Source organism: Streptomyces sp. NPDC042100, from assembly GCF_055582325.1.
Map to the genome: position 1 here is coordinate 261,412 of NZ_JBVJDK010000003.1, position 23,292 is coordinate 284,703.

Below are 23,292 nucleotides of genomic sequence, written 5' to 3' on the forward strand. Positions count from 1 at the left end.
GGTCAGACCAGGGCGCCGTCCCGGGCCACGATCCGGCCCGCCCGGACCACCAGCTCCCGGCGCGGCACGTCCACCACGGCCTGCGGCACGCACGCGCCCTCGACCAGCATGAAGTCGGCGGGCGCGCCGGGCCGCAGGTCGGCCCGGTCCAGGCCGAGCAGCGCGGCGCCCCCGTGCGCGGCGAGCTCGAAACAGGCCGTCAGCTCCTCGTCCAGCCGCGCGTCCAGCGCCCAGCCCGCCAGCCACGCCCGGTGCAGCATGTCCGCGTTGCCGAACGGGCTCCAGGCGTCCCGCACGCCGTCCGAGCCGAGCCCCACCCGCACCCCGCGCTCGGCCAGCCGCCGGAACGGCAGGATCGTGGTCGCCGACAGCGCGACCGTCGTCAGCGCGATGTCCGCCCCGGCCAGCAGGTCCGCCGTCTCGTCGAGCTCCCGGCCCGACAGCTGCGCGACCGCGAACGCGTGCGAGACCGTCACCCGCCCCCGCAGCCCCAGCGCCCGGGTCCGGGCCGCGATGTCCCGCAGCGGCGCCAGGCCCTTCTCGCCCCGGTCGTGCAGATGGATGTCGAGCCCGAGGCCGTGGCGCTCCGCCAGGCCGAACACCGTCCCCAGCTGCTCCCCGTCCCCGGCGCCGCCCGCGGCGTCGAAGCCGGCCGGGTCGATCCCGCCCACGTGTGTGATCAGCCCGCCCTCCGCCGCCTCCGCCAGCAGCTCCGCGACCCCGGGGGCGCGGACCACGCCGTGCTGCGGGAACGCGACCAGCTCCACGTCGACGATCCCGCGCAGCCGCTCCCGCGCCTCGGCCAGCCCCTCAAGCCCCGTGAGCCCGAAGGCGGGCGCCACGTCGGCGTGGGCGCGCATCGCCCGGGTGCCCCGCGCCGCCGCGTGGGACATCAGCCGCAGCGCCCGCTCGCCGACCGGCGTGGGCAGCGCCCGGGCCAGCTCCACGTCCCCCTCGACGTACTCCGCGATCCCCGCCGCCGCCCGGCGGCTGTGCCACGGCTCGCCCCACGCGGTCTTGTCCGGGTGGATGTGCGCGTCCACCAGGGTCGGCAGCGCCATCCGGCCGCCGCCCTCGACCACCTCGACCGCCGCCCCCTCCGGCACCTCGGGCACCAGCACCCCGTCCACGGCCACCAGTTCGGCCACCGGCCCGCCGTACGGCCGCACGTTCCGGAACACGGTCGCGGAGACGGGGGAGGCGGAGGAGTTGGAGGATTGGGAGGAATGGGAGGAGTAGGAGGAATGGGAGGAGATGGGAGAGGTGAGGGAGATAGGGGAGGTGGGGGAGGCCGACGAATCGGGAGAGGCGGAGGTTACGGGCGGGACAGGCGTGGTCACGGCGGGGGCCTCCGGGGGGCGCTCGACGGCGAAAGGGGCGGACGCCGTTTGGTATACCACGCGCACCCGGGCGAGACCGGGGCCGGGAGCCTCAGTCCTCGCGCCGCGCCAGCAGGGAGCAGCGCCGCGTCTCGGCCTCGTGCGGGTACGGGCCGCGCTCCAGCTCCGCCTCGACCCGGAAGCCCGCTCCGCGTAGTGCTCCGGCCACGTCGGCCGGACGCAGGAAGTGGAAGTCGACGTCCACGTCGTGCCCCCACCACTCGGTGAGGGTGCGCACCTCGGCGCCCACGTGGAAGGAGACCAGCAGCAGGCCGCCAGGCCGCAGCGTCCGCCGGATCTCGGCCAGCGCGGGCGCCAGCTCCCCGGGCGCCAGATGGATCAGCGAGTAGAGGGCGACGGCCGCGTCGAACTCGCCGTCGGCGGCGGGCAGCCGCAGCAGGTCGCCCTCGCGGAACTCGGCCTCCGGGTGCCGCTCGCGGCCGAGGGCCACCATCGCGGGGGACAGGTCCACGCCCACCACGTGCCCCGCGCGGCCCTGGGCGGCGATCCAGGCGGCGACGTGGCCGGGGCCGCAGCCCAGGTCGGCGATGACCGCCTCCTCGCCCGCCTGCTCGACGAGCGCGCCGAGCAGCGCCCGGTCGAGCGGCTTGCCGTCGAGCTCGTCGCCGATCCGCGCCAGGTACTCGCCGGCCACGGCGTCGTAACTCCGCCGCACCCGCTCGTGGCCGGGCCGCCCGGCCCCCGCGCGCGCCTCCGCGGTGTCGGCCGTGCCCGTGGCCGTATCAGCCCTGTCAGCAGCGTCCGCCGCGTCCGCCGTATCCGTCATCGTCCGGCCCCCTCCGGTGTGTGCGGCCCTCCGGGGGCCGCGTGCGTACGGATCCGTCAGTGCGTCGGGTGCTGCATGGGCTGCTGCTGCCCGCCCTGCGGGAGCTGAGGACGCTGGGGCAGCTGGGGCGCCTGATGCATCGGCTGCGGCCCGCCCTGTGGCGCCGGCGCCATCCCGACGGGGGCCATCCCGGCCGGAGCCATGCCCGCCGGCGCCATGCCGGCCTGCGGTATACCAGCCTGCGGCATCCCCGCCGGAGGCATCTGGATCACGCGGCTCAGGTCGCGCAGCACCTCTTCGGCGGTCCGGCGCACGTCACCGGGGACGTCCCCCTGCTCGCGTATCAGCTCGGAGTAGATGGGGGCGGTGGTGTCCGCGTGATTCATCGGGCTCGCGTCCTCGGTGTTCTCGGGGTCTCGGGGGTTCTCGGGCGGTTCTCGGGCGTGCTCAGGCCGGGAGTCTACGGGGCCCCGGGCCTACCCAGGGGTACGGGTTCAGGCCTCCGCCGTGAACCCGGCCCTCTTGTACGTCCGCATGAGCAGGGCCGTTTCGGTCTCCGTGACCCCCTCCAGACGGCCCAGGACCCGGGCCGCGAAGTCGTGCACATCACGCACGTCGCGGTGGCTGGAGTAGCCCAGCAGGTTCGTCGTGCCCGAGGTGACCACGAGGTGCCGGACGGCGGGCTCGCGGGCCAGCAGCCGGATCGCCGGGTCCAGCCCCTGGTAGGGCAGGGCGAGCCGGAAGCGGGCCTCGACCGGGTAGCCGAGCACCGCCGGGTCGGCCCGCAGCCGCAGGTGCAGGACGTGCGAGTCCATCAGCCGGGCCAGCCGCCGCCGGGCGGTCGTCTCGCCCGTCCGCAGCTCGCGGGCGAGCCGGGTGGTGGACATCCGGGCGTCCCGGCGCAGCAGCTCCACGAGCCGCCGGTCCAGCTCGTCGACGGCCGGGGGCTCCGGCAGCGCCCGGCCCTCCATGGCGTGCCGCCGCACCTCGGTCGGCGCGTCGGCGTACGGCGCCCAGTCGCTCGCGGTGAGCAGCAGCCGCAGGACCAGCGCCGAGCGCAGGTCCACCACGCCGTCCAGCCGCCCCACCACGGTGTCGAGCAGGGTGAGCAGGGCGCCGTGGTCGGGCAGGTTGAGCTCGACGAAGACGTCGAGCGCACCGGTCGCCACCTCCACCGAACGGGCCTCGTCCAGCGCGGCGAGCGCCATCGCCACCTCGTGCACCCGGCCCGGGGCGCACCGCACGGCCAGTTCGGCGGTGACGCCCTCGTGCAGGTACTCCGGGACCAGGGTGGCGACGAAGGCCACCCGTCCGCTCGCCGTCATGCGCTCCAGGCGCCGGGCCACGGTCCGCTCGTGCACCCCGACGGCCGCCGCGACGTCGGCGAACGCGGCGCGCGGTGAGCGGTGCAGGACCCGCAGGACGGCGTGGTCCACCTCGTCGAGGAGCAGCGGGGCGCCCCGGGGCCCCGCCGCGGTCCTGTCGCCCATCCCGCTCCTCCTCGTACGCCGTCCCTGTACGGAGTGCCCGCACTCCGTCCCCGTACGGAGTGCCCGTACGCCGTTCCCGTACGCCGTTCCCGTACGGGGTGTCTGTACGCCATCCCGTACCTCGTCCTCGTACGGCCGCCCGAACCCGTACCGGGAAGGCCCGGTGTGCCGGAATCCGCCGCGCGGCCCCCGGCCGCTGCCGCAATCGGCCGTGTTGACCTTCAAGTCTTGCCCGGAGGGGGGCCCGCTCGCCACATTGTGGTGCGCGTTCCACCGCGTTCCACCGCGCTCAGCAGCGGCTTCCCGCGCCTCCCCGATCCTGCCGATCCCTGCGGCCCTCCCGGACAGGTTGTACGTATGACCCTCTCCTCAGGCAGCACCCGCGCCACGCCCGTCCACAGACCCACCGGGCCCCGCGCGACCCCCACCGGGGTAATCATCGCCTCGGTCGCCCTCGTCGAGCTCTCCAGCGGCGTCACCCAGGGCTTCCTCTCCCCGCTCCTCAAGGGACTGACCGAGACGCTGGGCGTCACGGCCGCCGACCTCAACTGGATCAGCATCGCCAACCTCCTGGCCAGCGTCGCCTTCACCCCCGTGCTCTCCCGCATGGGCGACCTCTACGGCCACCGCCGGATGCTGCGCTGGAACCTGCTCCTGGTGATCCTCGGCTCCGTCCTGGTCGGGCTCAGCCGCTCCTTCCCGGTGCTGCTCGCCGGGCAGATCCTCCAGGGCGCCATCGCCGGCTTCTTCCCGCTCCTCGTCGGCATCCTGCGCAACCGCGCAGGCGCCGGCGGCGACGCCGAGAGCCGCCGAGGCATCAGCTACATGGTCGCCGCGCTCGTCGGCGGACTCACCCTCGGCCTGCTCGCCAGCGGCTTCGTCGCCGCCTCCGTCGACAGCCCCACCGCCGCCCTCTGGGTCCCCGCGGTCGGCGCCACCCTCGCCCTGGCGGCCACCTGGCCCTTCCTGCCCGAGTCCGCCGACCGGCCCGGCGGCTCCGTCGACTGGGCCGGCGGAGTGCTGCTCTGCGCCGGACTCGTGGCCCTGATGCTCGCCCTCGGCCTCGGCGGCACCCCCGGCTGGGAGTGGGGCTCCGCCCGCACCCTGGGCACCCTCGTGGCGGGCGTCCTCGTGACCGCCCTGTGGGTGGGCGTGGAACTGCGCACGGCCGAGCCGATGATCGACGTGCGGATGTTCCGGCACCGCAACGTGGTCGTCGTCTCGCTCACCACCCTGACCTTCAGCTTCTGCATGCTCGGCCTGCAGATCGCCCACCCCGTCTTCCTCGGCACCGCCCGCTCCGAGACCGGCTACGGCTTCGGCCTCGGGCCGGTCGCCATCGGCCTGGCGATGCTCCCCAACCTGCTCGCGCTCGCCGTCGGCGCCCTCGCCGCCCCGGCCGTCGCCGCCCGGATCTCGGACCGCCGCACCCTGGTCGGGGGCTCGCTCCTGATGAGCGCCGGCTACGGCCTCGACCTCCTCGCGTACGACACGGCCGCGCTCTTCCTCCTCGGCACCGCGCTCGCGGGCTTCGGCACCGGACTGCTCCAGCACTCCACCCGCACCCTCGCCGTCGAGTCCGTGCCGCCCGACCGCACCTCCGTGGGCTCCGGCATCAACGAGCTCCTCATCAACGTCGGCGGCTCGCTCGGCGCCGCCGCCGTCCTCACCGTCTTCGCCGCCCGCACCCCCGCCGGGCACACCCTCCCCGAGATCGGCGCCTACACCACCTCCTGGACCGTGTGCCTGGGCGTCTCCCTCGCGGGTGCCGCCGCCGCGCTCCTGCTGCGCGCCCCCGCCGCCCGCCCCGCCGCCAAGGACCTCCGATGAGCACCCCCGCCACCCCCGCCCCCTCCGCCCTGACCGCCCGGCTCCGCGAGGAGGCCCGCCGCACCCTGGCCGGCCGCCGGGACGCCGTCATCGGCCTCAGCCACGCGCTGCACGCCGACCCCGAACTCGCCTACGAGGAGCACCGGGCGGCCCGCCGCATCGCCGACCTCGTCGAGGGCGCCGGCTTCGACGTGACCCGCGAGGCGTACGGGCTGCCCACCGCCTTCCGGGCCACCGCGGGCAGCGGCGACCTCGTCATCGGCATCTGCGCCGAGTACGACGCCCTGCCCGGCATCGGCCACGCCTGCGGCCACAACGTCAACGGCGCCGCCGCGGTCTCCGCAGCCCTCGCCCTCGCCCCGCTCGCCGACGACCTCGGCCTCACCGTCGCCCTCCTCGGCACCCCCGCCGAGGAGGCCGGCGGCGGCAAGGTCGACCTGCTGAACGCCGGGGCCTTCGACGACGTCGCCGCCGCGATGATGGTCCACGCCGCCCCGCAGGACGCCGTCGGCATGAGCTCGCTCGCCATCAGCAGCCTCGACGTCGCCTACACCGGCGTCCCCGCGCACGCCGCGGCCATGCCGCACCGAGGCGTGAACGCCGCCGACGCCCTGATGATCGCCCAGGTCGCCATCGCCGCCCACCGCCAGCAGATGATCCCCGGCGCCGTCGTCTCCGGCGTCGTCACCTCGGCGGGCGACGCCGCCAACGTCATCCCCGGCCGCGCCACCGCCTCGTACGACTGCCGGGCCGGCACCAGCGAGGAGCTCGCCGAACTCAAGGCCCGGATCCGCGCCTGCTTCGAGGCGGGCGCCCTGGCCACCGGCGCCGAACTCGCCCTGGAGACCGTCGGCAACGACTACGCCGACCTGCGCCAGGACCTCGCCATGGGCGAGGCCTACCGGACCGCCGCCCAGGACCTCGGCCGCACCGTCCCCGCCTCCGACCCGGGCCTGCGCGGCGGCTCCACCGACATGGGCAACGTCTCCCACCTCGTCCCGGCCATCCACCCGATGATCGGCTACGACTGCGGCGACGCGATCATGCACAACCCGGAGTTCACCCGCTACGGCACCACCCCCGCCGCCGACCGCGCCGTCCTCGACGGCGGCCTCGCCATGGCCTGGACGGCGATCGCGCTGGCCTCCGACGCCGCCCAGCGCCGCCGCCTGCTCGCCGGCGTGGCCGCCAGGCGCTCGTAAAACGGCTGGTCAGGACAGCGGACAGAAGGGAAGAATGGGCCTCCTCGACACACCGGGAGGGAACCCATGAGCCAGGCGTACCTGACTCTCGACGCCCTGCTGCCGGCACAGGAGCTGGCAGCGGCCGTCGAAGCCGGGCAGGTGACCCGCAAGTCACACCCCGAGCTGCCGCTGTCCATCTACACGTACACGCGGGTGTGTCAGTACGAAGGCGTCTGGAACGAGGTGACCGTCCGCTGCCGGGGCCTCGTCGCCGACGACGTCACCGGCCGGATCGTGGCCCTGCCGCTGCCGAAGTTCTTCAACGTCTCCGAGCACGAGAGCGGGCGCCCCTACGCGCCCGCGCTGCCCGACGAGCCCTTCGAGGTGTACGAGAAGGTCGACGGCAGCCTCGGACTCGTCTTCCACTACGAGGGCCGCTGGCGGGTCGCCTCCAAGGCGTCCTTCACCAGCACCCAGGCGACCTGGGCGCAGCGCCGCCTGGACGCCGCCGACACCTCGGCGCTCGTCCCCGGCGTCACGTACCTGGCCGAGATCCTCTACCCGGAGAACCGCATCGTCGTCGACTACGGCGAGCGCCGGGACCTGGTCCTGCTCGCCGCCTTCCGCCCCGACGGCACCGAGGTCGCGCTGGCCGAGGCGGCCGGGGCCTGGGCGGGCGTCGGCTCCGTCGTCACGGTGCACCCGCCCATGCCGCTCGACGAGCTCGTCAAGCTGACCGAGACCAGCACCCTGCCCGGCGGCGGGGCCGCCACCGGCCTCGACGCCGAGGGCTTCGTGCTGCGCTTCGCCTCCGGCGTCCGCGCCAAGGCGAAGATCGCCGAGTATGTGCGCCTGCACAGGCTCCTCACCGGCGTCACCGAGCGGGACATCTGGCGCGGCCACGGCATCCAGCGCTTCGCCGGCACCTCCGACAAGATCCTCGCCCAGGGACTCGGACTGTCCCCGGCCGACCTCGCCGACGCCCGGGCCAAGGGCGGCCGGCCGCTGGACGCGCTCCTGGAGCAGGTGCCGGACGAGTTCGACACCTGGGTCCGGGAGCTCATCGGACGCCTGGAGGACGCCTTCACCGCCCGCGAGCGGGCGATCGACACCGCCTACGACGCGCTCGCCCCGCTCGCCGGGGACCGGGGCGCCTTCGCCCGCGCGGCGAAGGCGCTGCCGGACCCGAGCCTGCGCGCCACCCTCTTCACGCGCCTCGACGGGCGCTCCACCGAGCTGCACACCTGGCGGTCCCTGCGTCCCGAGACCGCCGACCCCTTCACCACCGACGAGGAGAACTGACCGTGCCCGTGGTCCACGTCATGACCGGACTGCCCGCCTCCGGCAAGACGACCGCCGCCCGCGCCCTCCAGGAGCAGTCCGAGGGCCGGCTGCGCCGGGTCAACCTCGACGACCTGCGCACCATGCTCGACGTGCCGGGCGGCGACCGCCGCTCGCACGCCCACGAGCAGACCGTCCTCGGCATCCAGGACGCGGCCGTGCGCGCCGCCGTCGACGAGGGCTTCGACGTGGTCGTCGACAACACCCACCTCACCCCGCACATCCCCAAGCGCCTCAAGGCGGCCGTCGCGGGCCTGGAGGCCACCTTCGTCGTGCACGACTTCACCGACGTGCCCGTCGACGAGTGCGTCCGCCGCGACGCAGCCCGCGAGCGGCCCGTCGGCGAGGACATCATCCGCATCCTCGCCGACAAGCACGCCAAGGCCACCCGGGGCGGCTGGCGGCTCACCGCCGCCTGGCTGAACGACCGCCCGGGCGCCACCCCGTACGTCGCCGACCCGGCGCTGCCCCCGGCGGTCATGTGCGACATCGACGGCACCCTCGCGCTGCGCGGTGACCGAGGCCCGTACGACTTCACCCGCTGCGACGAGGACCTGCCGAACGCGCCGGTCCGCGAGGCCCTGCGCGCCTTCCGGGCCACCCAGGGGGACCGGATCGTGCTGCTGTCCGGCCGCAGCGAGGACCACCGGGCGCTGACCGAGGCCTGGCTGGCGCGGTACGAGGTGCCGTACGACGAGCTGTGGATGCGCGCGTCCGACGACGGGCGCTCCGACGACATCGTCAAGGCCGAGCTCTTCGACGCGCACGTCCGCCCGCGCTACCAGGTCCGCGTCTCGCTCGACGACCGCGACCGGGTCGTGGCCGTGTGGCGGCGCATGGGCCTGCCCACCTGGCAGGTCAACTACGGCAACTTCTGAGCCGGGGGTCCCGCTCCCGCCCTCCGCCCCCGGACGGAGGGCGGGAGCGGGACCAGGACCAGGACCGGGGTCGGATGCCGCGGTCCCGGCCGCCGTCCTAGGGTGGCGGGGGCACACCACGGCTCCTGACCGTCCGACCGAGGAGATGTATCCGCGCATGATCCGCCGTACCGACGAGGTCGAAGACCTCATGCAGCGCTTCCCGCACGTCCCCCGGGAGGCGGTGATCAAGGAGGACCTGCTGCGCGGGGGCATCGCCTTCGACGAGTCGGCCCTGACGGACAGCGCCAACGAGGCGTCGGGCGAGGTCAAGCCGAAGTCGTACTTCATCTTCTCCTTCGACCACCGCACCCTGCCCGAGCTCGGCGAGGCCGCCCTGCGCCGCCCGCCGGAGGAGATCGTCCTCACCGGCGGCCCCTACGAGCTGCGCCGCACGGTCGTGTCCGTGCGCGTCAACCCCTCCTCGCCGTACCGTGTCGCCGCCGGCGAGGACGGGCTGCTCGGGCTCTACCTGGACGGGCGCCGGATCGCGGACGTCGGCCTGCCGCCCATGCCCGAGTACTACCGGCACACCCTCTCCAGCGGGAAGTCCGTGATGGAGGTGGCCCCCACCATCCAGTGGGGCTACCTGATCTACCTGACCGTCTTCCGGGTCTGCCAGTACTTCGGCGCCAAGGAGGAGTGCCAGTACTGCGACATCAACCACAACTGGCGCCAGCACAAGGCGGCGGGGCGCCCGTACACCGGCGTCAAGGACGTGGAGGAGGTGCTGGAGGCGCTGGCGATCATCGACAAGTACGACACCACCGGCGCCTCGACCGCGTACACCCTCACCGGCGGCGCGGTCACCTCGCGGGTCGGCGGCAAGGACGAGGCCGACTTCTACGGCCAGTACGCGCAGGCCATCGAGGAGCGCTTCCCCGGCCGCTGGATCGGCAAGGTCGTCGCGCAGGCGCTGCCCAAGGCGGACGTCCAGCGCTTCAAGGACTACGGCATCCAGATCTACCACCCCAACTACGAGGTGTGGGACAAGCGCCTGTTCGAGCTCTACTGCCCGGGCAAGGAGCGTTACGTCGGCCGCGACGAGTGGCACCGGCGCATCCTGGACTCGGCCGAGATCTTCGGCCCGCGCAACGTGATCCCCAACTTCGTGGCGGGTGTCGAGATGGCCGAGCCCTTCGGCTTCACCACCGTCGACGAGGCCATCGCCTCCACCACGGAGGGCCTGGAGTACTTCATGTCGCGCGGCATCACGCCCCGCTTCACCACCTGGTGCCCCGAGCCCACCACGCCGCTCGGCAAGGCCAACCCGGAGGGCGCGCCGCTGGAGTACCACATCCGGCTCCTGGAGGCCTACCGCGCCACCATGGAGGCCAACGGGCTGAGCTCGCCCCCCGGTTACGGCCCCGCCGGCCCGGGCCGCGCGGTCTTCTCCGTCAGCTCCTTCATGGACAGCCTCCCGGCCGAGGGCTGACCGGTGGCCGGGCGGGCCCGCCCGGCCCTTGCGGAAAGTTCTTGCAGGATCTTGCAGGGCTTCGGCGGGCGCTGTTTGACTGCGCGCATGAGCAGAGACAGCGCCGCCGAGCCCTTCGACGCCGAGGACGATCACGCGGACGACCACGAAGGCGTCGGTGAGTACGGCGCCGAGGACGCCGAGGACGACGACATCGACGTCCTCGTCCTCGGCGGCGCCGGTGTCGACACCATCGTGTACGTCCCCGAGCTGCCGCTGCCCTACGCCGACAGCCACATGATCCGGCCCGGCATCGAGACCCGGGCCGGCCAGACCGGCGACTTCGTCGCGCTCGGGCTGCACCGGCTCGGCCTGCGCGTCCACCACCTCGACCAGCTCGGCGCCGACCCCGAGGGCGAGCTGGTGCGGCGTTTCCACCGCGATCAGGGCATCCCGCTCACCGAGGTGCCGCACCCCGCCGGGACCAAGCGCGCCGTCAACCTCGTGGGCCCCGACGGGCGCAGGCTCTCCCTGTACGACGCCACCCGCGCCCGCGACGAGGACCGGCTGCCGCCCGGGACCGTGAAGGCGCTCGCCGCCCGCAGCGGCCACGCCCACGTCTCGCTCACGCAGCCCTGCGCGCACGCCCTGCCCGAGCTGCGCGACGCCGGGGTGACCCTCTCGACCGACCTGCACGACTGGGACGGCGTCTCCGCCTACCACCAGCCCTTCGCCTACGAGGCGGACGTCGTCTTCCTCTCCACCGTCGCCCTCACCGACGTCGAGGGCACCCTGCGGGCCATCGCCGCCCGGGGCCGCGCCTCCGTCGTCGTGGGCACCGCCGGAGCCTCGGGCGCCCACCTCCTGGCCGGCGCCCACGCGGAGCTCGTCCACGTGCCGCCCGTCGTGCCGCCCGGCCCGGTCGTCGACAGCAACGGCGCGGGGGACGCCTTCGCCGCCGGATTCCTGGCCGCCTGGCTGGCCGGGGCGCCCGTGGCGGAGTGCGCCCTGCACGGCTCCGTCGCCGGGGCGTACGCCTGCACCGTGCCCGCGACCCGTACCGACGCCATCGGGCGCGAGGCGCTCCGCGCGGAGGTGGCCCGGCTGCGCGCCGAGGCCGGTGGTCACTGACCGGTCGGCGGACATGTCAGGATCGGAGGATGACAGACAAGATCATCGCGGCCTGCGACGGCGCCTCCAAGGGCAACCCCGGACCCGCCGCCTGGGCCTGGGTCATCGGCGGCGGAGACGGCGCGGTCGCCCACTGGGAGGCCGGCCCGCTCGGCACGGCCACCAACAACGTGGCCGAACTCACCGCGCTGCTCAGGCTCCTGGAGCACCTGGACCCTGCCGCGCCCGCCGAGGTCCGGATGGACTCCCAGTACGCGATGAAGGCCGTCACCACCTGGCTGCCCGGCTGGCGCCGCAAGGGCTGGAAGACCTCGGCCGGCACCCCGGTGGCCAACAAGGACCTCGTCGTGCGCATCGACGAGCTGCTCACCGACCGCTCCGTCGAATTCGTGTACACCCCCGCCCACCAGGTCGACGGCGACCCGCTGAACGACGCCGCCGACCGCGCCGCCAGCCACACCGCCCGCACCCAGGAGCCCGCCGGTTCCGCCGCCGGCTCGCCGCTCCCGCCGCCCGAGCCCGGCTCCGCGCGCCCGGCGGCGGCCAAGCGCGCCCCGAAGGCCGCCGGGGCGGCCCGTGGCGCCCGCCGGACGGGCTCGTCCGGGAGCCCCTCGCTCAAGGCGCGGTTCCCGGGCCGGTGCCGCTGCGGCAAGGCGTACGACAAGGGCGAGACGATCACCAAGAACGCCGCCGGCTGGGGCCATCCCACCTGCGCCGACACCGCCTCCTGAGGCCCTCCGGCAGGGGGTTTGCGCCATGTGAGGGAACGGGGTGAACCGGACATTCACCCAGCCGTGCACTCGGGTTCGTGTGGGGTTCTGTTCAGGAGGCGCTCGGGGCTGCATACTGTCCTCCTCGCACCGGTGACGAACCGTTTCATTGCCCGTTTTGCCCATCCGGCGAAGTGGTCGGCATCCGGCGCGAACCTCACCCCGTCATTCCCGCCGTGATCCGGCGCGGGATGTCCCCTGCCCGTGAAAGACCCGAGGTTCCGTGCCAGTACCTGTAGTCCTTGCCGGGCGCACCGTGCGCCTGGAGCCGCTGGCCATGCGCCACGCCGAGGGTCTCGCCTGGGCGGGCGCACTGGATCGTGCGGCCTATGCCTATACCGCCGTGCCCCACGGCCTTGACGCCTCCTGCGACTACATCGCCCGCGCGCTCGCCGAACAGGCGGCGGGCCGGGCGTTGCCCTTCGCGCTGGTCAATCCCCGCAACGGCCGCGTCCTGGGATCCACCCGGTTCCTGGAACTCGACTACTGGCGCGGGCCCCTCGTGTGGCCGCCGACCACCGGCACGCCGCACGGCGATCCCCTGACGGCGGTGCCCGACGCGGTGGAGGTCGGCAACACCTGGATCTCCACCGAGGCGCGCGGCACCGGCGTCAACACCGAGGCCAAGTACCTCATGCTGCGTCACGCGTTCGAGGTCTGGGGCGTGCGCAGGCTCTCGATGCGCGCCGACGCGCGCAACACCCGCTCCCGGGCCGCGATCGAACGTCTCGGCGCCACCTGCGAGGGCGTCCGCCGGGCGCACTCCCGGGGGATGGACGGGGTCGTCCGCGACACGGCCTTCTACTCCGTCCTCGACGAGGAGTGGCCGGCGGTGCGCGGCATCATCGAACTCCGCCTCCCCGGACTTCGCCCGCCGGGCGTCCTCGGGCGCGGCTTCCCGGGCGAGACCCGGGAGCACGGCGGCGCGGGCGAACTCCTGCCCGCGTGACGGGAGTACGGGACACCCCGGGCCACGGGTCCGGGCGGTCCAGGGTGTCTGGGATCGCCCGCACCGCCCGCACCGCTCAGGCCGCCTAGGGCCCGGGGTCCCCGGCGCGGACCGGCAGCCGTCCCGGGCGTCCCGGGTGCGGGGCCGCCGGGCCGGGGATCGCCGGCCGCGCGGCGGCCGGGGCCGGCCCGGGGCTCCCGGGCTCGGGGCACAGGGTCTCGTCGAGCGCCGCCAGGCGGATCAGCCGCAGGATCATCGGCTGCTCGCAGACGAGGCGCCAGTGCCCGCCCCGCTGCCGTACGCGCTGGGCGCACCGCACCAGGAGCCCGAGCCCCGACGCGTCGCAGAAGGTGAGGTGGCGCAGGTCTACCGTGAGCGCCCCGGCCTCGCGGACGAGTTCGTCCAGTTCGGGCCGGACGCGCTGCACCAGCACCAGGTCGAGCTCGCCGTACAGCTCGACGGTGGTCAGGCCCCCGCTCGACCGGACGGCGAGGTGGGGTTCGCGGCGTCGGATCAGATGCATGGACACGCTCCAGTGGATCGGCCCCCGTGGGTCGAGGGTGTCGGCCCCTACCGGAGCAGGCACGTTTCTCCACCCTCGCCCTCACTCGAAGAGGTGAACGCGGCGCGTTTTCGCCCGCTCGCGCTCCGGCGCCGCCGGGGGAGCGGTCAGGACGGCTCGGGCGGCGGCACGACGGCCACCGGGCAGGACGCGTGGTGGAGCACGGCGTGCGCGACGGAGCCCACGAGCAGGGTCTCCACCCGGTGCCTGCGGTGCCGTCCGACGACCAGCAGCCCCGCCTCCTGGGAGTCCGCCACCAGCCGTCCGGCCGCGTCGACCGGGGTCACCCCGGGTACGACCTCGACCCCGGGGTGGCGTTCGGTGAAGGGGCGCAGCCGCTCCTCCTGGCGGCGGGTGGTCGTCTCGACGAGCTCGGGGGTCTCGTCGGGCAGCGGCGGCGGCACCTGGAGCGCGGGCGCGGGCGCCCCGACGAGCAGGGCGGGAGAGGGCGGTACGGGGTAGGCCGTCACCACCTCCAGCGGTACCCCGCGCCGCTCGGCGGCCCGGAACGCGAACTCGACCACCTCGTCCCCGGTCTCGTCCGGGTGCAGCCCCAGCAGCACCCGTCCGGCCCCGGAGCCGCCCTCCAGCGAAGCGGCGCGGGCCTCGTGCGGGACGACCACGACAGGGCAGGGCGCGGAGGCGGCCAGGGTGTGGCTGGTGGAGCCGAGGAGCAGGCTCTTGAAGCCGCCCCGGCCGCGCGAGCCGACCACCAGGAGCCGGGCGCCGCGCGCCTCCGAGGTCAGGGCGTCGACGACGGAGCCGTCGAGGGACGCGTACCGCACGTCGAGGCCCTCGGTCCTGGTGCCGAGGTGGTTCGCGAGCGCGTTCAGGACGGTGTCGGGGAGCTCGGGTGCCGGGCCCAGGGAGGCGATCCGGGCGCTGCCGAGCTGCAGCGCCTCGGAGCGGACGTGGGCGATGGTCAGCGGCGCCGGCAGGGCGCGCGCCACCCCGAGGGCCCATTCGAGCGCCCGCAGGCTGTGCTCGGAACCGTCCACTGCCACCACAACGGCTGTCTTCTCACTCATGCTTCGCACTCATATCGGGATCATCCGCCGCCTTTCGGATGCCACGCCGGAAGCACCTTGCGCGTTCTTAATGAAAATGATTATCGTCTCGATTGTTCGCGCCTCGCGCGTCCTCCATTCGACACAGCCCAAGGGGGCTTCTTTTGCGTACCTCGGCACCTGCCTCGATCCGCACCTCGCCGCGCTCGCTCACCGTCGTCGGCGCCCTCGCCGCCGCCGTCTCGCTCGCCGGGCTCGGCACCGCCCACGCCGCCGGAACCACCCTGTCCCAGGGGCACATCGACGCCATCGACGTCGAATACGACGGCAGCGCGCTCCAGTTCCACGTCCACGACCACTCCGTCGCGCCGGCCGTCGAGTACGCGCCCGGCGACGTCGTCCTGCGCGTCCTGCCCGCCGCCGCGTACACCGTCCCCGCCGGAAGCTGCCACAGTCACCTCGGCACCGCCGGGACGGCCGTCTACCGCCTCCCGCAGACCGAGACCACCGGACTGCTCTGGCCCGGTATCTCCGGCGAACACCTCGCCCCCGGCGTCTTCCAGGGCGACAAGGTCCAGGTCTCGCTCGCCTCGGTGAGCGGCCCCGGCGAGATCACCGTCTACAAGAACGGGCTCTGCCCGAAGAACAACCGCTCCTACGACAGCGGCGACGCAGCCCTCGCCAACACCCGCGACGTCGCCGCGGGTGAGCACGACCACGCCAACTGGGCCTTCACCAAGGCCGGCACGTACACCGCCACCTTCAAGGTGAGCGGCACCCTCGCCAACGGCACCAAGGCCGGACCCGCCTCCGCCGCCTACACCTTCCAGGTCGGCTGACCCCCGCGCCGGGGGCGGTCCGCGCACCCCGCCGACCGCCCCCGGCGGCCCGTCCGCCCCGCCGTCCGCCCCGCCGAAGGAGCCGCCCCGCCATGCGGGTCCCACTCGTGCCACGCCCCGCCCTCACCGCCGCCGCCGTCGCGGCGGTCCTCCTCCCGCTCGCCGCCCCGCCGCCCGCGCACGCCGCCGCCCCGCCGCCGACCGAGGCGCCCGCCGGGCAGCGGGCCGTCCTGTCCGGCGGCCACCTCGACCTCGCCGCCCGGCTCCGCGACGGCCGGCTCGACTTCATGATCAAGGACGGCACGGTCCCCGGCCGGACCATCTGGCGCCAACCCTCGGACGTCGTCCTCCACTTCGACCCCCGGCACGCCCTCGTCGTCCCGCCCCGCGAGGAGGTCCCCCAGTTCGAGGGCCTCGGCGAACCGGGCCGACGCCTGTGGGCGGACAAGGACTTCGCCTCCGTGGACGGGCTGCTGTGGCCCGGCTGGAGCACCATGGAGATCCTGCCCGCCGCCGTCGCGGGAACGGTCGAGGTGAGCTTCCCGAGGATCGTCGGGCCCGGCCGCCTCGTCCTCGGCCAGTGGGCCGACGACCCCGAACTCGGCGTCCGCGTCGACGTCCTCGTCGACGGCGCGAAGCCCGGCCCCGGCCGCGTCGCGCTGCGCCCCTACAGCCACTCCCACCCGCTGTGGATCCTCGACACCGAGGGCGTCTACCGCGTCACCCTGGAGATGACCGCCACCCTGCCCTCCGGCGCGAAGGTCTCCGACCGCGAGACCCTCGCCGTGGCCGTCGGCGACCTCGACGCCTCGAAGGTGGTGCCGGGGGAGGGGGAGGACGACGGCCCGGGGGAGTCGCCCCGGCCCACGGAGCCGGGCGGCGGCCCGTCCCCGACCCCGTCCCCGACGCCTCCGTCGACGGGGAGCCCCGCTCCGACGCGGACTCCGACGACGAGCCCTGCGCCGACTCCTACCGGGGCGCCTAGGGGGACCTCGGCCCCGACCCCGGCCCCGACCGTGTCCGCCTCCGGCGGCCCCGGCCCCTCGGCCCGGCCGCGCCGTATGCCGACCGGCGCGCCCGAGCCCGCGCCGACCGGTGCCGGAGCCGGTGCCGGGCGTCTCGCCGCCAGCGGCGCGGGCCTCGCGCTGCCCGCCGGGATCGCCGGAGCCGTGCTGCTCGCGGGCGGAGCCGTCCTCGTCCTCGTACGCGGGAAGAAGGGCGCCCGATGAGCCGCCGCCCCCGCCCCCGCCCTGCCCGTACCGCCGCCGCCTCTTCCTCTGCCACCACCACCACCGTCGTCGCCGCCGGGCTCGCCGGGGCCCTGCTGCTCGGCGGCAGCGGCTGCGCCGCGCCCTCGGCCGGGCGCCCCGGCGCCCCCGGGCCGACCGTGTCCACGACCACCGCGATCATCGCGGACCTGGTCCGCAACGTCGGCGGCGACCGGGTCGATGTCGCCTCCGTCGTCCCGCCGCACGGCGACCCCCACTCGTACGAGCCGAGTCCTGGCGACGCCGCCCGGGTGGCCCGCTCGGACCTCGTCTTCAGCAACGGGCTGCTCCTGGAGGAGCCCGGCATCCTGAAGACGATCCACACCAACGCCCCCGCCGGCACCCCGAAGGTCGCCCTCGGCGAGAAGCTCGAACCGTACGGCGGCTCCGTCATCGCACTGAAGGAGGACCTCGGGCTCGACGTCCTGTGGCTCGGCTGGGCGGTGGAGGGCGAGGTCGCGGGCGAGGGCAGCCAGGTCCGCACCACCGTCACCGGCCTCGAAGGCCCCGGCGAGCTGCGCGTCTACCTCACCGACACGCTCGGCACCCCGACCGTGACCGTCGACTCGGCGGACGGCCTCGACGCCGCCGACTCCTTCGTGCTGCCGCCCGAGGCCCACACCCACGTCAACTGGGCGTTCAGCGCCCCCGGTACGTACCGGCTCACCGTCGAGGGCCGCACCGAGAAGCTCGACGGCACCGGCGCCCCGATCGGCGGCGGCACGGTCACCTTCGCCGTCGGCGCGGCGGCGGCGCGGGCCGTGACCGGCCGGACCCTGCTCGACGGCGGGCACGCCGACATCGCCCTCGACGCGCGCGGCCACACCGTCCGGGTGCGCTCCGACGACCCGGCGACCGGGCGGCGCGCCCACCACCCGCCCGACTCCGTCGTCCTGTCCGTCCCCGACCGGGCGCGCGAGACCGTGCCGCGCGAGGGCCCGTACCGCTTCCTCGGCGCGCCGGGGGCGCCGCTGTGGCGGCTCCCGCAGGCCGTCGTCGGCAAGCACGTCCACGGCGACCTGGACCCGCACACCTGGCAGGACGTCGCCAACGCCGAGGCGTACGTGCGCCGGATCGAGGCCGAACTCGTCCGCGCCGACCCGGCCGGCCGCGCCGCCTACGAGCGCAACGCCGCCGCCTACCTGGCCCGCCTCGGCCGGCTCGACGAGGAGGTGGCCCGCACCCTCGCGGGCATCCCCGCCGAGCGCCGGCGGCTGGTCACCACGCACGACGCCTTCGGCTACCTCGCCCACGCCTACGGCCTGGAGGTGGCCGGATTCGTCGTGCCCGTGCCGAGCCGGGAGCCGAGCGCCGCCGAGGTGGCGCGGCTCCGCGACACCATCCGGGAACGGCGCGTTCCCGCCGTCTTCCTCGAACCCAACCTCGCCGCCCGCGCCGACGTCCTGCGCCGGGTCGCCGAGGACGAGGGCGTCGGCATCTGCACCGTCTACGGCGACTCCTTCGACGACGAGGTCCACGACTACGTCGCGATGATGCGCCACAACGCGAACGAACTGGCCCGCTGCCTGGGCCCGAAGGGAGCAGCCCGATGAGGCTCGGCCACCGCACCAGGACCGCCCTCGCCTCGGCGGGCGCCCTCGCCCTCGCGGGCACGGGGGCGACGCTTCCGGCCCCCTCGGCACCGGAGACGACCGCGCCTCCCGTCCTGGCCCCCGTCACGCTGACCGCGACGGCGACCGGGTACGCGCTCGGCCTCGGCCCGGACCGCGACCTGGAGCTCGGCGCCGGGCACCGGGTCACCGGCGCCGACGGCGTCACGCGCTGGGAGACACCGGCCGCCTGGGACACCACCCGGGCCGGCACGGGCGGGGCGCCCGTCCACTGGGAGCTCACCGCCGCCGAAGGGCCGGGCAGGGTCCGGGTCCTGGAGCCCGGCACCGGGGGCGCGGACGCCCTCGTGCGCTTCGACAGCGCCGACGGGCTGCCCGACGCCGGCGAGCTGCCGGCCGGCCGGCGGGGCGAGGACCGCTGGGTCTTCGACGCCCCCGGCACGTACCGGCTGACGCTCACCGCGCGGATCCCGTCGGGCGCTTCGGCGGAGGTCCGCCACACCGTGCGCGTCGACGGCGGGGAGCGGGGAGAGGGGGAGGGGCCGGGCCCGGGGCCGGGATCCGGTCCCCACGCTGCTCCCGCGCCCGTTCCCGCGCCCGCCGCGACCACCGGCGCCCCGGCCCCCCGGCGGGCCGCCCGCGCGGTCGCCCCCGTCGAGCCGGTGGCCTCGGACCGGTCGGAGCCACCGGCCGAGACGGGCCGCCGGGTCCTCGGCGACGGGCACGTCGACATCGCCGCCCGGCTCGTGGACGGCGGGTTCGGCATCCAGATCAAGGACGGCACCGTCCCCGGGCGGACCGTATGGCGCGAGCCCTCCTCGGTGGTGCTCCGGGTCGGGGCGGCGGCCCGGCGGCAGATCCCCGCCGCCGCGCACTTCGCCTTCCTCGGGCGGGCGGGCGACCCGGTCTGGCTGCTCGACCAGGTCCAGCGGCCGGGACTGCTGTGGCCGGGCTGGTCCACGGACAACCTGCCCGCCGGGGCCACGCGCGGCGACGTGGAGTTCCGGCTGGTGAAGGCGGAGGGGCCGGGACGGTTCGCGCTGTTCGACTACGACGGCCTGTCGGGCGCGACGGTCCGCTTCAACAGCGCCGACGGCGTGCCGGACGCCTTCCGGGTGCCGCCGAACTCGCACGCGCACGGCGGCTGGGCCTTCGGCGCGGAGGGCACCTACCGGCTGACCGTGGCGATGTCCGCGACCGGCGCGGACGGCGCCCGGGTGAGCGACACCGAGACCCTGACCTTCGAGGTGGGGGACGGCGGGCCCGCACCCGGCGGTGGCCCCGGCACCTCCGCCGCCCCGGACGCCCCGCCCGCACCGGGGGACGACGCCCCGGACGCGCGCCCGGAGGGCCGTACGCCCGCGGGGGCGGCGCCCGGCGGCTCCCTGGCCACGACCGGCGCGGGCTCCGCCGCGCTCCTCGGCGGGGCGGCCCTGGTGATGGCGGCGGCGGGCGCGGTGGCCGTGCGGACGGCGCGGAGGCGGTCGGCATGACGAAGCACCCGATCCCGGCCCCCGCCGCCCCGGCGTCCGCTCCGCCGCCCCTCCTCCGCGTCTCCTCCGTCTCCGTCGTCCTCGGCGGCCGCCCGGCGGTGGAGGACGCCTCGCTGAGCGTCCGACCCGGCGAGTTCGTCGGACTGCTCGGGCCCAACGGGGCGGGCAAGACGACCCTGCTGCGGGCCGTGCTCGGCCTCACCGGCGTCAGCGGCGGCTCCGTGGCGGCGCTGGGGCCGGTCGGCTATGTGCCCCAACGGCACGAGTTCGCCTGGGACTTCCCCATCGACGTCGCCGGGGCCGTGCTCAGCGGACTTACCCGCGCCGTCGGCTGGCTCCGGCGGCCCGGCGCCCGCGACCGGGCCGCCGCCACGCGGGCGCTGGAGCGGGCCGGCCTCACGGAGCTCCGCCGCCGCCCGGTCGGCGAGCTCTCCGGCGGCCAGCGCCAGCGCGTGCTGGTGGCGCGGGCCCTCGCGGCCGAGCCCCGGCTGCTGCTGCTCGACGAGCCGTTCACCGGCGTGGACGTGCCGACCCGGGAACTGCTGGGCGAGCTCTTCGGGACGCTCGCCGCCGAGGGGCGCGGGCTGCTGATGACCACGCACGACCTCGCGGCGGCGGCCCGCAGTTGCTCGCGGATCGTCCTCCTGAACCGCACGGTCGTCGCCGAGGGCGGCCCCGGGCTGCTCGACGACTCCGAGCGGATGCTGCGCGCCTTCGGCCTGGAGCGACCGGGGACGGCCGCGTGAACGAGCTGCTGGCCCTGCTCGCCGAACCCTGGCACCTGCCGTTCATGCGGCGCGCGTTCGCGGTCGCCGCGATCGTCGGCCTGGTCTGCGGGGTGGTGGGCGTGTACGTCGTGCTGCGCGGCATGGCGTTCATCGGCGACGCCGTCGCGCACTCCGCGTTCCCCGGGGTGGCCCTGGCCTACGCCTTCGAGGGCAACCTGCTCCTCGGCGGGGCGGCGGCCGGGCTCGCCACGGCCGTCCTGATCGCCTTCGTCTCACAGAACCGGCGGCTCAAGGAGGACACCGTCATCGGGGTCTTCTTCGCCTTCGCCTTCGGTCTCGGCATCGTGCTGGTCTCCACCAGGGACAGCTGGACGACCGACCTGTCCTCGTTCCTCTTCGGGCAGGTGCTGGCCGTCGACGGAGGCGACATCCTGCGGGTCGCCGTCATCGGCGCGGTCCTCGTCGCCGTCCTGCTGGCCCTGCGCAAGGAGCTGACGGCGGTGACCCTGGACCGCGAGACGGCCCGCGCCACCGGGCTGCCGGTGCTGCCGCTCGACCTCACGCTGTACGTGGTGGTGACGGCCACGATCGTGATGTCGCTGGAGGCCGTCGGCAACATCCTGGTCCTCGCCCTGCTCATCACCCCGGCGGCCACCGCCCGGCTGCTGACCGAGCGGCTGTGGGCGATGACCCTGCTGGCCTCCGTCCTCGGCTGCCTGGGGAGTCTGGCCGGGCTGTACGTGAGTTACGCGTACGACCTGGCGGCCGGCGGCTCCGTGGTCGTGGTGCTCACGGCCCTGTTCGCCGCCGTCTGGCTGTGCGCGCCCCGGCACGGCCTCGCGGCCCGGTTCAGGACCCGGCGCGGGCGCGGAACGGGCGCGGTCACCGGCTCCGGCTGAGGCCGCCGCTCCGGCTCCTGGCACGGCTCCGGCCGGCTCCCGCCGCGCCCCGCGCGTGACGGGAGCAGGGCGCGGGCGTCAGCCGGTCGGGCGGCGCCTGCCGCGCGCCGCCGCGACCAGTTCGGGGACGGTGCCCAGCTTGACCCGGGGACGTCCGGTCGCGTCCCCGCGCGCGAGCTCGGCGCGTTCGATGGCGGCGAGCCCGCGCGCGTCGACGACCGTCCTCGTCCGGCGGCGCACCAGCCGGTCGAAGGCGCGGGCGCCGCCGGAGGGCGGCGGGAGCGTCCCGGCCACGGCGTCGGCGAGGAGCGTGCCCACGGTCTCCGCCGCGCAGGTCCGGTTGGCGCCGATGCCTCCCGAGGGCCCGCGCTTGATCCAGCCGACCACGTAGGTGCCGGGGCGGCCGGCCACCCTCCCGCGCTCGTGCGGCACGGTGCCGGTCGCCTCGTCGAAGGGCAGGCCCGCCAGGGGCATCCCCCGGTAGCCGACGGCCCGCAGCACCGTGCCCGCAGGGATCTCGGTGGGCACGGCCGGGTCGGTGCCCGTCACCCGTACCGCTCCGGGCAGGATCTCCTCGGGCGAGGAGTGGAAGCGGAAGACGATCCGCCGCTCCGGTCCCGGCGGGGGCGGGGCGGACCAGTCCACCCGCTCGCGCTCCGCCCCGCGCAGCAGCGCCGCCTTCTCGTGGGGCGCGGCGGCCTCGACGGCGGCCCAGGTCCGCTCGTCATGGGTGTCCACGACGAGCCGCACCCCGGGCAGCCCGCCGAGGGCGAGCAGTTCGGAGGAGGTGCAGGAGGCGTCCTCGGGGCCGCGCCGCGCGAGCAGCACCACCTCCCGGACGGCGGAGGCGCGCAGGGCGGCGAGCGCGTGGTCGGCGATGTCGGTGGCGGCGAGGGCCTCCGGGTCGGTCACGAGGACGCGGGCCACGTCGAGGGCGACGTTGCCGGTGCCGACCACCACGACCCGTTCGGTGCCCGACAGGTCCACGGTGTCGGGCGCGACCTCCGGGTGCGCGTTGTACCAGGCGACGAACCCGGTCGCAGAGAGGCTGCCCGGCAGGTCCTCGCCGGGGATGCCGAGCCGCCGGTCGGCCGCCGCCCCCACCGCGTAGACGACGGCGTCGTGGTGGGCGGCCAGCTCCTCCGCCGACACGTCCGTGCCGACGGTCACGCCGAGGTACATGCGGACCCGGGGGTGGCTGTGGAAGCGGGCGAAGGTGTCGCCGATCCGCTTGGTCGCGGGGTGGTCGGGGGCGACGCCGTACCGGACGAGGCCGCCCGCCACCGGCAGCCGGTCGACCAGCGTCACCTCGGCGTCGGTGTGCAGGAGCAGGTCTTCCGCCGCGTACATTCCGGCGGGCCCGGTGCCGACGACGGCGACCCGGACCGGCGCGAAGTCGGAGGGCAGGCTCCGCGCGAACGAGGGCTGCCCCCAGGAGCGGAAGGTCGGCCCGGCGGGGGCCTCGGGCTCCGGACCGCGCCGCTCGTAGTAGCCCGCGTTGACGGCCGCGTACGCCTCCTGCCCGGGGGCGAGGGCGTCGGCGGGGAAGATGGCGTCGACCGGGCAGGCGTCGGCGCAGGCGCCGCAGTCGATGCAGGACCGGGGGTCGATGTAGAGCATCTCGGTGCGCCCGAAGTCCGGCTCGTCCGGGGTCGGATGGATGCAGTTGACCGGGCAGACGGCGATGCAGGTGGCGTCGTTGCAGCAGGTCTGGGTGATGGCGTACGTCATGG

Annotated in this window: 21 protein-coding genes; 14 read left to right on the forward strand and 7 right to left on the reverse strand. The window is 75.5% G+C overall.

The window, feature by feature from the left end:
• Window positions 1-2 precede the first annotated feature (2 nt).
• From ACZ6J5_RS08555 to ACZ6J5_RS08570, 4 genes are all read right to left on the reverse strand, one after another.
• Window positions 3-1,256, reverse strand: a complete 1,254-nt coding sequence (locus ACZ6J5_RS08555; RefSeq protein WP_469389629.1) for an amidohydrolase — start codon at window positions 1,254-1,256, stop codon at window positions 3-5.
• Window positions 1,257-1,431: 175 nt separating this feature from the next.
• The gene (locus tag ACZ6J5_RS08560; RefSeq protein ID WP_469389086.1) at window positions 1,432-2,166 is read right to left on the reverse strand and encodes a class I SAM-dependent methyltransferase; all 735 of its coding nucleotides are present in this window, start codon (window positions 2,164-2,166) and stop codon (window positions 1,432-1,434) included.
• Window positions 2,167-2,222: 56 nt separating this feature from the next.
• Complete coding sequence (locus ACZ6J5_RS08565) at window positions 2,223-2,552, reverse strand: hypothetical protein (RefSeq protein WP_469389087.1); 330 nt, start codon at window positions 2,550-2,552, stop codon at window positions 2,223-2,225.
• 108 nt (window positions 2,553-2,660) lie between these two features.
• Window positions 2,661-3,656, reverse strand: coding sequence for an Lrp/AsnC family transcriptional regulator (locus ACZ6J5_RS08570; protein ID WP_469389089.1), 996 nt, complete (start codon window positions 3,654-3,656; stop codon window positions 2,661-2,663).
• Window positions 3,657-4,013: 357 nt separating this feature from the next.
• Here ACZ6J5_RS08570 and ACZ6J5_RS08575 point away from each other — a divergent pair, with 357 nt between their 5' ends.
• From ACZ6J5_RS08575 to ACZ6J5_RS08610, 8 genes are all read left to right on the forward strand, one after another.
• Window positions 4,014-5,486, forward strand: coding sequence for an MFS transporter (locus tag ACZ6J5_RS08575; RefSeq protein ID WP_469389091.1), 1,473 nt, complete (start codon window positions 4,014-4,016; stop codon window positions 5,484-5,486).
• Window positions 5,483-6,688, forward strand: a complete 1,206-nt coding sequence (locus ACZ6J5_RS08580; RefSeq protein WP_469389093.1) for an amidohydrolase — start codon at window positions 5,483-5,485, stop codon at window positions 6,686-6,688. The genes ACZ6J5_RS08575 and ACZ6J5_RS08580 overlap by 4 nt, the downstream gene beginning before the upstream one ends.
• Before the next feature lie 66 nt (window positions 6,689-6,754).
• Window positions 6,755-7,972: an RNA ligase gene (locus ACZ6J5_RS08585; protein WP_469389095.1), complete on the forward strand. Its 1,218-nt coding sequence runs from the start codon at window positions 6,755-6,757 to the stop codon at window positions 7,970-7,972.
• A 2-nt stretch (window positions 7,973-7,974) separates the two neighbouring features.
• A complete protein-coding gene (locus ACZ6J5_RS08590) occupies window positions 7,975-8,889 on the forward strand; it encodes a phosphatase domain-containing protein (RefSeq protein ID WP_469389097.1) in 915 nt (304 codons plus the stop codon).
• A gap of 157 nt (window positions 8,890-9,046) precedes the next feature.
• Window positions 9,047-10,363, forward strand: coding sequence for a radical SAM protein (locus tag ACZ6J5_RS08595; RefSeq protein ID WP_469389099.1), 1,317 nt, complete (start codon window positions 9,047-9,049; stop codon window positions 10,361-10,363).
• An 87-nt stretch (window positions 10,364-10,450) separates the two neighbouring features.
• Window positions 10,451-11,473 (forward strand): PfkB family carbohydrate kinase, encoded by a 1,023-nt coding sequence (locus ACZ6J5_RS08600; RefSeq protein ID WP_469389101.1) that lies wholly within the window; start codon window positions 10,451-10,453, stop codon window positions 11,471-11,473.
• Between the two features lie 29 nt (window positions 11,474-11,502).
• Window positions 11,503-12,204, forward strand: coding sequence for a ribonuclease H family protein (locus ACZ6J5_RS08605; protein WP_469389103.1), 702 nt, complete (start codon window positions 11,503-11,505; stop codon window positions 12,202-12,204).
• 262 nt (window positions 12,205-12,466) lie between these two features.
• Entirely contained in the window at window positions 12,467-13,192 is a 726-nt protein-coding gene (locus tag ACZ6J5_RS08610; protein ID WP_469389105.1) for a GNAT family N-acetyltransferase, read from the forward strand.
• Window positions 13,193-13,277: 85 nt separating this feature from the next.
• Here the strand turns inward: ACZ6J5_RS08610 and ACZ6J5_RS08615 are convergent, their stop codons facing one another.
• Together ACZ6J5_RS08615 and ACZ6J5_RS08620 are read right to left on the reverse strand one after the other, a co-directional pair.
• Window positions 13,278-13,715: an STAS domain-containing protein gene (locus ACZ6J5_RS08615; protein ID WP_469389107.1), complete on the reverse strand. Its 438-nt coding sequence runs from the start codon at window positions 13,713-13,715 to the stop codon at window positions 13,278-13,280.
• Window positions 13,716-13,861: 146 nt separating this feature from the next.
• A complete protein-coding gene (locus tag ACZ6J5_RS08620; protein ID WP_469389109.1) occupies window positions 13,862-14,782 on the reverse strand; it encodes a universal stress protein in 921 nt (306 codons plus the stop codon).
• A 143-nt stretch (window positions 14,783-14,925) separates the two neighbouring features.
• Between ACZ6J5_RS08620 and ACZ6J5_RS08625 the strand changes: the two genes are divergently transcribed.
• The 6 genes from ACZ6J5_RS08625 to ACZ6J5_RS08650 all read left to right on the forward strand — a co-directional run bounded on the left by ACZ6J5_RS08625 (window position 14,926) and on the right by ACZ6J5_RS08650 (window position 21,559).
• On the forward strand, window positions 14,926-15,600 hold the full coding sequence (locus ACZ6J5_RS08625; RefSeq protein ID WP_469389111.1) for a choice-of-anchor M domain-containing protein: 675 nt from the start codon (window positions 14,926-14,928) through the stop codon (window positions 15,598-15,600).
• Between the two features lie 92 nt (window positions 15,601-15,692).
• Window positions 15,693-16,829: a choice-of-anchor M domain-containing protein gene (locus ACZ6J5_RS08630; RefSeq protein WP_469389113.1), complete on the forward strand. Its 1,137-nt coding sequence runs from the start codon at window positions 15,693-15,695 to the stop codon at window positions 16,827-16,829.
• Window positions 16,826-18,421, forward strand: coding sequence for an anchored repeat ABC transporter, substrate-binding protein (locus tag ACZ6J5_RS08635; protein WP_469389115.1), 1,596 nt, complete (start codon window positions 16,826-16,828; stop codon window positions 18,419-18,421). Before ACZ6J5_RS08630 ends, ACZ6J5_RS08635 begins: the two co-directional genes overlap by 4 nt.
• Window positions 18,418-19,932 carry a choice-of-anchor M domain-containing protein gene (locus ACZ6J5_RS08640; RefSeq protein WP_469389116.1) on the forward strand — a complete coding sequence of 505 codons (1,515 nt, stop codon included), beginning with the start codon at window positions 18,418-18,420 and terminating at the stop codon, window positions 19,930-19,932. Before ACZ6J5_RS08635 ends, ACZ6J5_RS08640 begins: the two co-directional genes overlap by 4 nt.
• The gene (locus ACZ6J5_RS08645; RefSeq protein ID WP_469389118.1) at window positions 19,929-20,678 is read left to right on the forward strand and encodes an anchored repeat-type ABC transporter ATP-binding subunit; all 750 of its coding nucleotides are present in this window, start codon (window positions 19,929-19,931) and stop codon (window positions 20,676-20,678) included. The genes ACZ6J5_RS08640 and ACZ6J5_RS08645 overlap by 4 nt, the downstream gene beginning before the upstream one ends.
• The gene (locus ACZ6J5_RS08650) at window positions 20,675-21,559 is read left to right on the forward strand and encodes an anchored repeat-type ABC transporter permease subunit (protein ID WP_469389120.1); all 885 of its coding nucleotides are present in this window, start codon (window positions 20,675-20,677) and stop codon (window positions 21,557-21,559) included. Before ACZ6J5_RS08645 ends, ACZ6J5_RS08650 begins: the two co-directional genes overlap by 4 nt.
• A gap of 78 nt (window positions 21,560-21,637) precedes the next feature.
• Here ACZ6J5_RS08650 and ACZ6J5_RS08655 read toward each other — a convergent pair whose 3' ends face one another.
• Entirely contained in the window at window positions 21,638-23,290 is a 1,653-nt protein-coding gene (locus tag ACZ6J5_RS08655) for an FAD-dependent oxidoreductase (RefSeq protein ID WP_469389122.1), read from the reverse strand.
• Between the last annotated feature and the right edge of the window lie 2 nt (window positions 23,291-23,292).